At 69.6% G+C, this 13,006-nt stretch carries 13 protein-coding genes and 1 other RNA gene; 3 read left to right on the forward strand and 11 right to left on the reverse strand.

What is annotated here, in order from left to right:
* From PLC66_RS02915 to rsmI, 10 genes are all read right to left on the reverse strand, one after another.
* The gene (locus PLC66_RS02915; protein ID WP_324537746.1) at positions 1–1,413 is read right to left on the reverse strand and encodes a UDP-N-acetylmuramoyl-tripeptide--D-alanyl-D-alanine ligase; all 1,413 of its coding nucleotides are present in this window, start codon (positions 1,411–1,413) and stop codon (positions 1–3) included.
* Positions 1,410–2,915, reverse strand: coding sequence for a UDP-N-acetylmuramoyl-L-alanyl-D-glutamate--2,6-diaminopimelate ligase (locus PLC66_RS02920; protein WP_324537748.1), 1,506 nt, complete (start codon positions 2,913–2,915; stop codon positions 1,410–1,412). The genes PLC66_RS02915 and PLC66_RS02920 overlap by 4 nt, the downstream gene beginning before the upstream one ends.
* On the reverse strand, positions 2,912–4,675 hold the full coding sequence (locus PLC66_RS02925; protein ID WP_324537750.1) for a peptidoglycan D,D-transpeptidase FtsI family protein: 1,764 nt from the start codon (positions 4,673–4,675) through the stop codon (positions 2,912–2,914). The genes PLC66_RS02920 and PLC66_RS02925 overlap by 4 nt, the downstream gene beginning before the upstream one ends.
* On the reverse strand, positions 4,672–4,938 hold the full coding sequence (ftsL, locus tag PLC66_RS02930) for a cell division protein FtsL (RefSeq protein WP_324537752.1): 267 nt from the start codon (positions 4,936–4,938) through the stop codon (positions 4,672–4,674). Before ftsL ends, PLC66_RS02925 begins: the two co-directional genes overlap by 4 nt.
* Complete coding sequence (gene rsmH / locus PLC66_RS02935) at positions 4,935–5,870, reverse strand: 16S rRNA (cytosine(1402)-N(4))-methyltransferase RsmH (protein ID WP_324537754.1); 936 nt, start codon at positions 5,868–5,870, stop codon at positions 4,935–4,937. Before rsmH ends, ftsL begins: the two co-directional genes overlap by 4 nt.
* Positions 5,867–6,310 carry a division/cell wall cluster transcriptional repressor MraZ gene (mraZ, locus tag PLC66_RS02940; RefSeq protein WP_324537755.1) on the reverse strand — a complete coding sequence of 148 codons (444 nt, stop codon included), beginning with the start codon at positions 6,308–6,310 and terminating at the stop codon, positions 5,867–5,869. The genes rsmH and mraZ overlap by 4 nt, the downstream gene beginning before the upstream one ends.
* 396 nt (positions 6,311–6,706) lie before the next feature.
* Positions 6,707–7,261, reverse strand: an RNA gene (rnpB, locus tag PLC66_RS02945) — RNase P RNA component class A.
* A gap of 25 nt (positions 7,262–7,286) precedes the next feature.
* The gene (locus PLC66_RS02950) at positions 7,287–7,721 is read right to left on the reverse strand and encodes a hypothetical protein (protein ID WP_324537756.1); all 435 of its coding nucleotides are present in this window, start codon (positions 7,719–7,721) and stop codon (positions 7,287–7,289) included.
* A 2-nt stretch (positions 7,722–7,723) separates the two neighbouring features.
* Entirely contained in the window at positions 7,724–8,767 is a 1,044-nt protein-coding gene (pyrC, locus tag PLC66_RS02955) for a dihydroorotase (protein WP_324537757.1), read from the reverse strand.
* 125 nt (positions 8,768–8,892) lie between these two features.
* Complete coding sequence (gene rsmI, locus PLC66_RS02960) at positions 8,893–9,768, reverse strand: 16S rRNA (cytidine(1402)-2'-O)-methyltransferase (protein ID WP_324537758.1); 876 nt, start codon at positions 9,766–9,768, stop codon at positions 8,893–8,895.
* On the opposite strand from rsmI, the gene PLC66_RS02965 reads away from it, so the two are divergent.
* From PLC66_RS02965 to PLC66_RS02975, 3 genes are read left to right on the forward strand one after another with little or no spacing between them, the layout of a single operon-like run.
* Positions 9,767–10,177, forward strand: coding sequence for a YraN family protein (locus PLC66_RS02965; protein ID WP_324537759.1), 411 nt, complete (start codon positions 9,767–9,769; stop codon positions 10,175–10,177). The two genes, rsmI and PLC66_RS02965, sit on opposite strands and share 2 nt — an antisense overlap.
* Positions 10,178–10,221: 44 nt before the next feature.
* Positions 10,222–10,815, forward strand: coding sequence for an SIS domain-containing protein (locus tag PLC66_RS02970; protein WP_324537760.1), 594 nt, complete (start codon positions 10,222–10,224; stop codon positions 10,813–10,815).
* A complete protein-coding gene (locus PLC66_RS02975; protein ID WP_324537761.1) occupies positions 10,815–11,489 on the forward strand; it encodes a BON domain-containing protein in 675 nt (224 codons plus the stop codon). The genes PLC66_RS02970 and PLC66_RS02975 overlap by 1 nt, the downstream gene beginning before the upstream one ends.
* 86 nt (positions 11,490–11,575) lie before the next feature.
* On the opposite strand, the gene mpl is transcribed toward PLC66_RS02975, so the two are convergent.
* Positions 11,576–12,925 (reverse strand): UDP-N-acetylmuramate:L-alanyl-gamma-D-glutamyl-meso-diaminopimelate ligase, encoded by a 1,350-nt coding sequence (mpl, locus tag PLC66_RS02980; RefSeq protein WP_324537762.1) that lies wholly within the window; start codon positions 12,923–12,925, stop codon positions 11,576–11,578.
* Positions 12,926–13,006 lie beyond the last annotated feature (81 nt).

The raw sequence follows: 13,006 nt of genomic DNA on the forward strand, positions 1-13,006 counted from the left end.
TCAGGAGCCGGTTTCCTTTGCAGGGGCGGAATTGTGCACTGCCACAAGAGCGTCCGCCACCCTTTCCATACGCATGAACCGCGAGCCTTTCACCAGCACCACCGAATCCGCATCCAGCCTGGGCACGAGCGCCTTGACGAGCGGCTCGGGCGAGCCGAAGTGATGCCCGCCATCGCCAAAGTTGCGTGCCGCCACGGCGCTCATGTCGCCGAGTGCAAAGAGACCGTCGATGCCCTTGCTCTTGGCGTAGCCGCCGATCTCGTCGTGCACCTGCGCGCTGCTGTCGCCGACCTCGCCCATGTCTCCGAGCACCAGCCAGGTGTGGCCGGGCATGGCGGCGAGCACGTCGATGCCGGCTCGCACCGAATCCGGATTGGCGTTGTAGGAGTCGTCCAGGATCAACGCCCCCCTGGGACCGGTGCGACGCTGCAGGCGGCCGCGGGTGCCGACGAACTCGGCCAGGCCCTCGGCGACGGCGTCGAGCGACACCCCCGCCGCGAGGCAGGCCGCGGCGGCGCCCACGGCATTACGTGCGTTGTGCAGACCCGGCACCTGCAGGGCGAACTCGACCTGCCCCTGGGGGGTGTCGAGCTCGAGCCGCGAGCCGAGGCCGCGCAGGGTACACCGTCCGCGCACGTCGGCTTCGTGCTCGATACCGAATGTCACAATCGCCCGGCCCGCATTGATCGCGCGCCAGTAGCCGGCGTGGGCGTCGTCGGCATTGATGACGGCGATGCCGGCGGCGCCGAGACCCTGGTAGATCGTGCCCTTCTCGCGTGCGACCTCGTCGACCGAGCCGAGGCCCTCCAGGTGAGCGCGCTGGGCGTTGTTCACCAGCGCCACGGTAGGCAGCGCGAGGCCGCTCAGGTAGGCGATCTCGCCGGGGTGGTTCATGCCCATCTCGACCACTGCGGCGCGGTGGAAGTCGCGCAGCTCGAGCAGGGTCAGCGGCAGGCCGATGTCGTTATTGAGATTGCCGCGGTTGGCGAGCACGGACTCGTCGCCGAAGCCGTCACGGCGCGCTTGGGCGCGCAGGATGGCGGCGCACATCTCCTTGACCGTGGTCTTGCCGTTGCTGCCGGTGACGCCGATCAGCGGCACGGCGAAGCGCGCGCGCCAGGCCGCGGCCAGGGTGCCGAGCGCGAGCCGGGTGTCGTCGACGACCAGCAGAGGCAGTGGCGCGCCGGCGAGCGCAGCCGCACCCGCTTCATCCACCAGCGCGGCGGCGGCTCCGGCGGCGGCGGCGGCGACGACGAAGTCATGGCCGTCGAAGTGCTCGCCGCGCAGGGCGACGAAGAGCTGGCCGGGCACGACGGCGCGGCTGTCGCTACCGACACACTCGAAGCGCGCCAGCCCGGTCGGGCGTGCGCCATGCGCTGCCAGTGCGCGCACGGCATCCTGCAACGTCATCATCGACCTTCTCCCCGCTGGTGCCAGGCCTGCAGGGCGGCACGCGCCTGCTCGAGATCGGAAAACGGCACGCGCTGGCCGAGGACCTCCTGATAGGGCTCGTGGCCCTTGCCGGCGATCACCACGATGTCGTCGGCGGCGGCCTCGCCGATCGCGATGGCGATGGCCTGGGCGCGGTCGACGACCTTCTCGGCCTGTGGGCCGGCGCCGGCAGCCACCGCCTCGATGATGCGCAGCGGATCTTCGGAGCGCGGGTTGTCGCTGGTGATGACGACGCGGTCGGCGAGTGCCTGGGCCACCTCGCCCATCATCGGCCGCTTGCCCGGATCGCGATCGCCACCGCAGCCGAACACGCACACCAGCCGACCGCGGCGGGTGTGCACCGTGCCGCGCAAAGCCTCGAGCACCTTGGCGAGCGCATCGGGCGAGTGGGCATAGTCGACGATGACCAGCGGCTCGCACACGCCGCCCACCAGCTGCATGCGGCCCAGCGGCGGCGTCAGCCGCGACAGCACCGGCGGCAGCGCGTCAAAGTCGATACCGCGCGCGAGCAGGGCCGCCGCCACCGCGACCAGGTTGGAGACGTTGAAGGGCGCCACCATGCGCACGTTGACGTCGGCCTCACGCCCCGCCCACACGAGGCTGAAGCGCAGCCCGGCGGGCGCCGCCTGAAGACGGTCGGCGAGCAGCACGCGGGCGCCGGGGATGGCGTCGGCGTTGGCCTGGTGCAGGGAGCACGCGATCACCTCGCGCCCCTCGGCAACCAGTCGCCGCGCCAGCGTGAGACCGAAGGGGTCGTCGATGTTGAGGATGCAGGTACGCAGCTCGGGGCGGGCGAACAGCCGGGCCTTGGCCGCGGCGTAGGCGTCCATGCTGCCGTGGTAGTCGAGGTGGTCGCGGCTCAGGTTGGTGAAGATGGCGACATCGAACTGCGCACCATTTACCCTGCCCTGGTCGAGACCGATGGACGACACTTCCATCGCCGCCGCGCCGGCCCCGACGGCGGCGAAGCGCGCCAGCCAACGATGCAGATCGAGCGCATCGGGCGTGGTGTTAATGCCCTCCTCGAGTTCGTCCGGGAATCCGCAGCCGAGTGTGCCGATGATGCCGCAGCGCGTGCCGAACTCCTCGCAGGCACGGGCCAGCATCTGCGTGACCGTGGTCTTGCCGTTGGTGCCGGTGACGCCGGCCAGCCACAGGCGCTCGGAAGGACGACCGTGGATCTCGTGTGCGAGGTGGCCGGCGAGCTCGCGCAGGCCATCGACCGCCAGTGCCGGCACCGCCACGCCTTCGGGCGGGACGCCGCCGGCGCGCTCCCATAACAGGGCCGATGCGCCGCGCGCGGCGGCGTCGGCGAGAAAGCGGCGCCCGTCGGTGCGCAGCCCGGGCCAGGCCGCGAACACGCTGCCGGCGGCAACCTTGCGCGAATCGGCAGTGATGTCCCGCGGCTCGACGCCGAGGCTGCGGAGTTGCTCGAGCAGGGCGAGGGCTTGGGCGGCGCTCACATGTTCTCCCGGGAGGCGGTACTGCGGCCGGCGTCCTCTTCGGCGCTGCGGCGAGCGAGCTGCAGCGGCGTGAGCGGCACGTCGGGCGCAACGCCGAGGGCGCGCAGCGCGCCTTCGGTGACGCGCGAGAACAGGGGTGCCGCCACGGCACCACCGTAGTACTGCCCGGCGGACGGCTCGTCGATCATCACCGCGACCACCAGCCGCGGATTGGACGCCGGCGCGAGGCCGACGTAGGACGAAATGTACTTGCGCGCGTAGCGGCCATTCTCGAGCTTGCGCGCGGTACCGGTCTTGCCCGCCACGGTGTAGCCCGGCACCTGTGCACGTACCGCGGTGCCCTTGGGGCCGGCCACCAGCATCGAGCGCACGGTACGGGCGGTCTCGGCCGAATAGACGCGGCGCCCGGAACTGGGCTGGCCGTCGACGCGGGTCAGCGACAGGGGCACGAGCTCGCCGTCGCGCGCAAAGACGAGGTAGGCGCGCGCCATCTGGATCAGGCTCACCGAGATGCCATGGCCGAAGGACATGGTGGCCTGCTCGATCGGCCGCCAGCTCTTGGCGGGCCGCAGCCGGCCCGAGGCCTCGCCCGGAAAACCGAGATTGAGCGGCGTGCCGAAGCCGAGCTGATCGAACAGGTGCCACATCTCGTCGGCGCTGAACTGCTGGGCGAGCTTGACGGTGCCGACGTTGGAGGACTTCTGCAGGACCTCGGCGACGGTCATGAGGCCGTTGCGCTTGACGTCGGAGATCGTTGCCGTACCGATGGTCATGCGACCGTTGCCGGTATCGATGACGGTGTCCGGGGTCGCCTTGCCGCGGTCGATCGCCAGCGCCGCGATGAAGGGCTTCATCACCGAGCCCGGTTCGAAAGTGTCGGTGAATACGCGGTTGCGCAGCTGGGCGCCGCTGAGGTTGGCGCGGTTGTTGGGGTTGAAGGTCGGCGCGTTGGCCAGGGCCAGCACCTCGCCGCTGCGTGCGTCGAGCACGACCACCGCGCCCGCCTGCGCCTTGTGCTGCTCCATCGCCTCGCGCAAGGCCGACCAGGCGAGGTACTGGACCTTGCCGTCGATCGACAGCGCGACGTCCTGGCCGTCGCGCGGCGGGCGGATAGCCTCGACATCCTCGACGATCTGGCCGCGGCGATCCTTGATGACGCGGCGCGCGCCGGGACGGCCGGCGAGCTGCTTCTCGAAGGCGAGCTCGATCCCTTCCTGGCCCTTGTCCTCGACGTTGGTGAAGCCAAGGATGTGGGCCATGACCTCGCCACCGGGGTAGTAGCGCCGATATTCCTGTTGCTGATGGATGCCCGGCAGGTGCAGATCGGCGACCTGCTTGGCGAGCTCGGGCGGCAACTGGCGCTTCAGGTAGGCGAAGTCGCGACTGGCGGCGAGGCGGCGGTTGAGCTCGTTGGCATCCATCTCGAGCAGGCGGGCGAGTTCGCGCGCCTGCGCCGGCTCGAGCTGGGCATCGGCGGGCAGCGCCCAGATCGAGCGCACCGGCGTGCTCACCGCCAGGATGTCGCCGTTGCGATCGGTGATGCGGCCCCGCGTGGCCGGCACTTCGAGCGTGCGCGCGTAGCGCGACTCGCCCTTGGCCTGCAGGAAGTCGTTGTGAACCCCTTGCAGGTAGAGCGCGCGACCGGCGAGCGCGACCGAGCAGCCCATCAGCGCGAGCATGACCAGGCGCGGGCGCCAGGCCGGCAGATCACGCTTGAGGAGCGGATTGTGATTGAAGGTTACGCTGCGCGGGTTCTTCATGATTGCGGCTCCACCACCAGCACCTGCCCCGGCGGGGGCAGGCGCATACCCAGCTTTTCACGGGCCAGCCTTTCGACCCGACCATGGGTTGCCCAGGTGCTCTGCTCGAGCTGCAACTGCCCCCACTCGACGGCCAGCGCCTGGGCGCGGGCCTGCTCGCGCTCGTACTCGGTGTGCAGCTTGCGGGCCTGGTGCTGGGCCGAGACCACGCCCAGCGCGCTGGCCACGACGAGGGCGACGAGCACGGCGTCGGCGCGCATCATGCCGCCACCTCGGTCCGCTCGGCCACGCGCATCACGGCGCTGCGCGCGCGCGGGTTGGCGGCGACTTCGGCCTCGCCCGGGCGCACCGACTTGCCCACCAGGCGCAGGCGCGGCTGCGGCAGTTCGGCCGCGCGCAGCGGCAGGCGCCGCGGCAGCACCGGCGGGCGCGACTCGTCACGCATGAAACGCTTGACGATGCGGTCCTCGAGCGAGTGAAAGCTGATCACCACCAGCCGCCCACCGGGCCGCAGCCGTGACACGCAGACCGGCAGCACGCGGCTCAGCTCCTCGAGCTCCTGATTGATGAAAATCCGAAGAGCCTGGAAGGTGCGTGTCGCAGGGTGCTGCCCCGGCTCGCGCGTACGGACCGCTTTCTCCACGATCGCGGCAAGTTGTCCAGTGGTTGCGACAGCCCCCCCTGCCCGAGCAGCTGCAATCGCCTTTGCAATCGCATGAGCAAACCGTTCTTCTCCATATTCCCTGATGACCTCCGTAATTTCGCCGACGGAGGCATCCGCCAGCCATTCGGCCACGGTCTGCCCGTGGCTGGTATCCATGCGCATGTCGAGCGGCGCATCGAAGCGAAAGCTCATGCCGCGCGCGGCGTCGTCGAGCTGGGGTGAGGACACCCCGATGTCCAGCAGCACGCCATCGACGGCCCCGACGCCAAGCTGCTCGAGCTCATCGTCAAGGGCGCTGAAGGCAGCGTGAACCAGCGTCAGACGGGCATCCTGCAGCGCACGGCCGGCGTCGATCGCCGCCGGATCGCGGTCGAAGGCGATCAGCCGCCCCCGCTCGCCCAACCGCGCGAGCAGGGCGCGGCTATGACCGCCGCGACCAAACGTGCCGTCGACATAGATGCCGTCGGGGTGGATGGCGAGGGCGTCGACCGCTTCCGCAAGGAGGACGCTGACATGGGTGCCCGTGCTCACAGCGTGAGGCTCTCAAAGCCGGCCGGCAGGTCGGCGGTGGCCATCTCGAACATGGCCTGCTGCTGTTGCTGCCAGCCTTCGTCGGACCACAGCTCGAAGTGACTGCCCTGTCCGACCAGCCAGACCTGCTTGTCGAGCTTGGCGAACTTGCGCAGAGACTGGGCCACCAGCACGCGACCGGCGCCATCGAGCGCCTCTTCCTGGGCAAAGCCCACCAGCAGGCGCTTGAGCAAGGCCGTCTTGGCGTCCAGCCCGGGCAGGGCGAGCACCCGGTCGCGAATGGGCACCCACGCGGGCACGGGATAGACGAGCACACAACCGTGGGGGTGCGCAGTCATCACCACCTGGCCGTCCTCGACGGCCAGGGCGTCACGATGCCGCGCAGGAATCGCAAGGCGACCCTTGGCATCGAGATTGAGCGCTGCGGCCCCCTGGAACATCGTCCCCCCTGACGGCGTCGGGAAAGCATCGGAATGACACTTTCCCCCACTTTTTTCCACTTGAACCCACTTTAGTGGAAAGGCCATAGCCGGTCAAGGTCGCGCCTGGGGAATGTCGTTGTTTCACAATGACTTATGTCACAACGACGAAGTCAGAATAAATCCTGAAAAATCAAGGGCAATACGATGAAATGCTGAGATCCGACGCGAGCAGGGAGCTCCGTCGCGCGGATGTGGGAGAAGGTGGGAGATTCAGTCGAAAAAATGCGTGCCCGACACCGGAAGTCGCCGGCGAGCGGGATTCGAACACGGCTTGCGGCCGTGATCGGCGCTGGACAGGGCGATCAAGTGGGAGATCCGTGCGCGGCGCAGGGATCTCGACCACGCGGCGAGAGATTGGGAAGTTCGCCGATAAGCCGGGTTCTGTCGAACGCCGCCGGGGCGAGCCGGCGACATCGGGCAGTCATTCCTCTGGGGGCCGTGTTGCCACGGCGCTCTAGCAGCCTACCCGGGAGCGACGCGAGCCACGCCAATGCTCCCCTATTTGGCCTTGCCCCGGATGGGGTTTGCCGTGCCAGTCCTGTTGCCAGTCCTGCGGTGAGCTCTTACCCGCCGGCGCTTTCGCACCGGCTCGCGCCGTGCTTGCGCACGCCACGACACCGTTTCACCCTTGCCTGATCCGGCCGACGCGGCTTTCACCGCGCCGGCCACTGGCGCTTGCGCGCCAGTCTCCTGACACCACGACACTTGTGTGCCGCAGCATCCCCTCCTCTTCAGGAGAGAGACTTTGCCGCCTTGCGGCGGCGAAGCCCGGACGGCCATCGGCGGTCTGCTCTCTGTTGCACTTTCCGTCGCCTCACGGCGCCCGGCCGTTAGCCGGCATCCTGCTCTGCGGGGCCCGGACTTTCCTCCACGCACGACTAGGTGCGCAGCGACTGCCTGGCGAACTTCCCGCGGCCGATTATACGCGCAGGAATCAGTTCGCAGTCGCCGCGGCGACGAAAGCAGGCGCGCCGTCCTTGAGGACGAAGCTGCCGACCAGGGCGCCGGGGGGCTGGCCGTCCGGGTTGTCCCAGTCCTGGACCAGGCACTGCTCGGTGCCGGCGAGGTACCAGCGATTGCCCTGATGCAACGCCCACAAGCGATCGCCGGCGACGTAGATGCGCATCTCGACCAGCGACGTGGGGCCGGGATGGATGCGCACGCGTTTCTGGCAACTGGGCAGGCGCGAGGCGATGATCGACTGCTTGAGCTCGTCATCCCAGGGGAATTTCTGCTCGCGCACCAGGATCAGCGCGTGCTGACTGCCCTCGATCATGTAGGAGGTGGCGCTGTTCTCGCAGCCGGCGAGAGTCAGCAGCAGCGCGCCGGCTGCCAGCAGCCGACGCGCTGCCGTGTTGCGCTTGGCCATGCTCATGCTCCCGCGCCCGCCAGCTTCCAGCCGATCTGCTCGCCCGCACGCAGGGGCACGACGGGATCGCTGCCGAGATAGGGGTAGCTGAGCGGTACGGTCCAGTTCTCGCGCACCAGAGTGATGGTGTCGGTGTTGGGCGCCAGACCGTAGAAGGCGGGACCATTGAGGCTGGCGAAAGCCTCCAGCCTGTCGAGCGCGCCGGCTGCATCGAAGACCTCGGCGTAGAGCTCGATGCCGCCGTGGGCGGTGTAGCAGCCCGCACAGCCACAGGCGTTCTCCTTGGTGCTGAGCGCATGCGGCGCCGAGTCGGTGCCGAGGAAGAAGCGCGGATTGCCCGAGGTCACCGCCGCGACCAGGGCCTCGCGGTGGGTTTCACGCTTGAGCACCGGCAGGCAGTAGTGATGCGGGCGGATGCCGCCGGCAAAGATGGCGTTGCGATTGAGCAGCAGATGGTGGGCGGTCACCGTGGCGCCAACGTTGGCGCCGGCCGCACGCACGAACTGCGCCGCCTCGGCGGTGGTGATGTGTTCGAACACGACCTTCAGCCCGGGGAAGCGACGCACCAGCGGCGACAGCGTGCGCTCGATGAAGACGCGTTCGCGATCGAAGACATCGACCTCGTGGCCCGTGGCTTCGCCATGCACACACAGCACCATGCCGAGCTTTTCCATGCGCTCGAGCACCGGGTAGATGCGCTCGATCGCGGTCACGCCGGCGTCGGAGTTGGTCGTCGCCCCCGCCGGGTAGAGCTTGGCCGCGGGGATGCGCCCGCTGGCCATGGCACGATCGATTTCGTCGGCCGGCAGGTTGTCGGTGAGGTAGAGCGTCATCAGCGGCTCGAAACCCGAGCCCGGCACGGCGGCGAGGATGCGTTCGCGGTAGGCCAGCGCCTGCTCGGTGGTGGTCACCGGCGGCTTGAGGTTGGGCATGATCAGGGCGCGGCCGAAGCGAACAGCGGTATGCGGCACCACGGCGTCGAGCGCGGCGCCGTCGCGCACGTGCAGATGCCAGTCGTCGGGGCGGACAAGGGTAATCGAATGCATGGAACGGATCCTCGTGAGAGCCCGGAGATTATAGGCGCATCCCGCTTGCGCCGGCCGCTCTCATGCCAGATCAGTGCGCCCCGCCGACGGGCGCAGGGCCCCCGTCGCCAGCAGGCGGGCCAGCCTCAGTCCGGCGCGCGCAGTTCGAGCGCGCGTGCGTAGAGCGCCTTGCGCGGCGCGCCGGTGATGTCGGCCGCCAGTCGTGCCGCGGTCTTCACCGGCAGGGCTTCGAGCAACAGGGTGAGCACGCGCTCGGCCTCGGCCGCCAGCCCCTCGCTCGCCGGCGCGCCCGCCAGCACGAGCACGAACTCGCCGCGCACCCGATTGACGTCGGCGGCGAACCAGGCGGCGGTGTCGGCCAGCGGCATGCGCACGATCTGCTCGTGCAGCTTGGTCATCTCGCGCGCGATCACGATCTCGCGCGCACCGCCGAAGACCTGCGCCATGTCGGCCACGCACTCGAGGATGCGATGCGGCGCCTCGTAGAACACCAGCGCCTCGCGCGCGTCGGCCAGCTCACCGAGAGCTGCGACCCGCGCGCCGGCCTTGGCCGGCAGGAAGCCGACAAAGCGAAACCCGCCTTCGGCGAAACCGGACACCGAAAGCGCCGCCACCGCGGCGCACGGCCCCGGCAGCGGCACCACCGGATGGCCGGCCGCGCGCACGCGCGCCACCAGCCTTGCGCCCGGATCGGATACCGCCGGGGTGCCCGCATCGGTGATGAGCGCCACCTGCCGGCCGGCGGCGAGGAGCTCTATCAACTGGGCCGCGGCAGCCTGCTCGTTGTGCTGGTGCACCGCCTGCATGCGCACCCTGAACCCGAAGGCATCGAGCAGGCGCTGGCTGTGGCGCGTGTCCTCGGCCGCCACCACATCGACGGCGCCCAGCACCGCCAGCGCGCGCAGCGTGATGTCATGCAGGTTACCGAGTGGCGTCGCCACCACATACAATGACGGCGTACTTGAAAGCGGTCGATCAGGCAGGGGGACGGAGACAGTCATGGGTGAATTCGAGCGCGCGGAGGCACACAGTATCGACGCCCGCCGGACGGCGGCGCAAGCGCGCGGCGCGGCAGCCGAGGCGCTCGCCGCCGAGCACCTCGTCGCCCGCGGGCTGCGCGTGCTGGCGCGCAACGTCCGCTGCCGCGGCGGCGAGGTGGACCTGATCTGCCTGGACCACCGCCACGTCGTCTTCGTCGAGGTGCGCCTGCGCACGAACACACGCTTCGGCGGCGCGGCCGAGAGCATCACCGCGGCCAAGCGCCGGCGCGTGCTGATCGCCGCACAGTGGTGGCTGGGCGGTGCGGGGCGGCGCTTTCAGAGCGCGGCCTGCCGCTTCGACGCGGTGCTGCTCGACGCCCTCGACCCTGCCCGCATCACCTGGTTACCCGGCGCCTTCGATGCGGGCTGATACTGCGTGCTAGACTTTCACGCCCTGCAGACGACCAACGCAGCATGAATCTGATCGACCGCATCTCGCGGCAGTTCGAAGACAACATGCGCACCTCGCTCGAGGCGCTCGAAATGCTCGCCGCGCCCATTGCCGGCGCCGTTGAACTCATCACCGCCAGCCTGCTCGAGAGCGGCAAGGTGCTGGTGTGCGGCGGCAGCGGCTCGGCCGGCGACGCGCGGCGCTTCGCCGCGCAGCTGGTGAATGGCTTCGAGCTAGAGCGCCCGTCGCTCGCCGCGCTGGCGCTCAGCGCCGACACCTCGACCCTTGCCCCGCTCGCCGGCGACCCTGACACCTCGGGCCTGTTCGCGCGCCAGATCGAGGCCTTCGGCCACCCCGGCGACATCCTCCTGACCCTTTCCGCCAGCGCGGACTCGGCGCGCATCGAGGGGGCGATCCGCGCCGCGCACGAGCGCGACATGCGGGTGATCGCCCTCACCGGCGCCGACGGCGGTCGGATCGCCGACTGCCTCGGTCCGGACGACATCCACATCTGCACCCCAGCCGAACGCAAGGCACGCATCCAGGAGCTTCACCTGCTCGTGCTGCACTGCCTGTGCGACGGCATCGACTGTCTGTTACTAGGAGTGGAAGACTGATGAAGACGCTGCCCCCCGCACGCCCCCTGCAAGCCGAACGCCCTGCAAACGACGGACGCCGCCGCGCGCTGCTGCTAGGTCTTGCCGCCGCGGGCGCGCTGCCGCTGCTGCAGGGCTGCTTCCCGGTCGTGGCCACCGGCGTCGGCGCCGGCGCGGCGATGGTCTCAGACCGCCGCACCAGCGGCACCTACGTCGAGGACGAGAGCATCGAATGGAAGGTGTCGAGCCGCATCCGCCAGCGCTACGGCAACACGGTCCATGTCAACGTCACCTCCTACAACCGCAACGTGCTGCTCACCGGCGAGGCGCCCAACGAGACCGTGCGCAGCGAGCTCGACGGCATCGTGGCGGGTGTCGAACATGTGCGCGGCGTGATCAACGAGGTCGTCGTCGGCCCCAACTCGACGCTCAGCGCGCGCGCCAACGATGCACTCATCACCTCCAACGTCAAGGCGCGCTTCGTCGATGCGCAGCGCTTCTCGGCCCACCACATCAAGGTCGTGACCGAGGCCAATGCGGTCTTCCTGCTCGGCATCGTCACCCGTGCCGAGGCCGACGCTGCGGCCGAAGTCGCGCGCACCAGCCAGGGCGTACGCAAGGTGGTGCGCGTGTTCGAGTACATCAGCGACGAGGAGGCACGCCGCCTCGACAACCCGACCGGCGCACGGCGCTGAGTCCTTCATCAACGGCTTGCCGCGCAGCGATGCCGGCGGCGGCCCGGCCAACATGCGGCGGTCGGGCCGCGCCGCGAACGATGCCGTCAGCGTGCGGCCAGGGCGTCGAGCAGTTTCTCGTGGACGCCGCCGAAGCCGCCGTTGCTCATGACCAGGATGTGATCACCGGCCTGCGCCTGCGCCGCCACATCGGCCACCAGTTCTTCGAGTGCATCGTAGCTGCGCGCGCGCGCGCCGAGCGGCGCGAGCGCCTCTGCCGTGTCCCAGCCCAGACCCTGGCGGTAGCAGAATACGGCGTCGGCCCCCGCCAGGCTGGCCGGTAGCTGCGCCTTCATGACGCCCAGCTTCATGGTGTTGGAGCGCGGCTCGAGCACGGCGAGGATGCGCCCTGCGGGCTCGCGCCGGCGCAGGCCGTCTACCGTGAGCGCGATCGCGGTCGGATGGTGGGCGAAGTCGTCATACACCCGCACCCCGCCCACCGTGCCGCGCAACTCGAGGCGGCGCTTGATGCCGGCAAAGCGCGCCAGGCTGGCGATCGCCTGCGCCGGCGTGACGCCGACGTGGCGCGCGGCGGCAATCGCCGCGAGCGCGTTATCGCGATTGTGACTGCCCGCGAGCGCCATCTCGACCCGACCGAGCTCGACCCCGCCAAGGCTGAACACCGCCTCGGCGTCGCGCACGCCGGCCACCGCCGACCACTGTGTAGCGTCGTTGAACCACTCGAGCTCAGACCAGCAGCCGCGCGCGATCACGCGCTTGAGGCTGTCCTCGCGTGCATTGGCGACGATGCGTCCGCTCGCCGGGATGGTGCGCACCAGATGATGGAACTGGGTCTCGATCGCGGCGAGGTCGGAAAAGATGTCCGCGTGGTCGAACTCGAGGTTGTTGAGGATCGCCGTACGCGGCCGGTAATGCACGAACTTGGAGCGCTTGTCGCAGAAGGCGGTGTCGTATTCGTCGGCCTCGATGACGAAGAAGGGCGACTCGGTGAGCCGTGCCGACACGCCGAAGTTCTGCGGCACGCCGCCGACCAGAAAGCCGGGATTGAGCCCGGCATCCTCCAGGATCCAGGCCAGCAGCGAGGTGGTCGTCGTCTTGCCGTGGGTGCCGGCCACCGCCAGTACCCAGCGCCCGGCCAGCACGTGCTCGGCCAGCCACTGCGGGCCGGACACATAGGGCAGGCCACGGTCGAGGATGGCCTCGAGCAGCGGATTGCCACGCGACACCGCATTGCCGATGACGAACAGGTCGGGCTCGAGCTCGAGCTGGGCGGGGTCGTAGCCCTCGATCAGGCCGATGCCCTGCTCCTCGAGCTGGGTGCTCATCGGCGGATAGACGTTGGCATCGCAGCCGCTGACGGTGTGGCCGGCCGCGCGCGCCAGCAGGGCGACACCGCCCATGAAGGTGCCGCAGATACCGAGGATGTGGATGTGCATGTGGCGCTGAGCTCCGAGAGGCCGTCATCCGGATGAAACCGGCCCGTGTACAATGGGCGCGCATTCTACCCGAGCCCCATC

The organism is Thauera sp. (assembly GCF_035444905.1).
Taxonomy (GTDB): Bacteria; Pseudomonadota; Gammaproteobacteria; order Burkholderiales; family Rhodocyclaceae; genus Thauera.

Excerpts from the sequence above, each read along its gene's own strand:
- PLC66_RS02975 (WP_324537761.1), top strand. The coding sequence starts at position 10,815 with ATGAAGACGCTGCCCCCCGCACGCCCCCTGCAAGCCGAACGCCCTGCA.
- PLC66_RS02965 (WP_324537759.1), top strand. The coding sequence starts at position 9,767 with ATGGGTGAATTCGAGCGCGCGGAGGCACACAGTATCGACGCCCGCCGG.
- PLC66_RS02915 (WP_324537746.1), bottom strand. The coding sequence starts at position 1,413 with ATGATGACGTTGCAGGATGCCGTGCGCGCACTGGCAGCGCATGGCGCA.
- ftsL (WP_324537752.1), bottom strand. The coding sequence starts at position 4,938 with ATGATGCGCGCCGACGCCGTGCTCGTCGCCCTCGTCGTGGCCAGCGCG.
- PLC66_RS02925 (WP_324537750.1), bottom strand. The coding sequence starts at position 4,675 with ATGAAGAACCCGCGCAGCGTAACCTTCAATCACAATCCGCTCCTCAAG.
- PLC66_RS02950 (WP_324537756.1), bottom strand. The coding sequence starts at position 7,721 with ATGGCCAAGCGCAACACGGCAGCGCGTCGGCTGCTGGCAGCCGGCGCG.
- rsmI (WP_324537758.1), bottom strand. The coding sequence starts at position 9,768 with ATGACTGTCTCCGTCCCCCTGCCTGATCGACCGCTTTCAAGTACGCCG.
- pyrC (WP_324537757.1), bottom strand. The coding sequence starts at position 8,767 with ATGCATTCGATTACCCTTGTCCGCCCCGACGACTGGCATCTGCACGTG.
- mraZ (WP_324537755.1), bottom strand. The coding sequence starts at position 6,310 with ATGTTCCAGGGGGCCGCAGCGCTCAATCTCGATGCCAAGGGTCGCCTT.
- PLC66_RS02970 (WP_324537760.1), top strand. The coding sequence starts at position 10,222 with ATGAATCTGATCGACCGCATCTCGCGGCAGTTCGAAGACAACATGCGC.
- mpl (WP_324537762.1), bottom strand. The coding sequence starts at position 12,925 with ATGCACATCCACATCCTCGGTATCTGCGGCACCTTCATGGGCGGTGTC.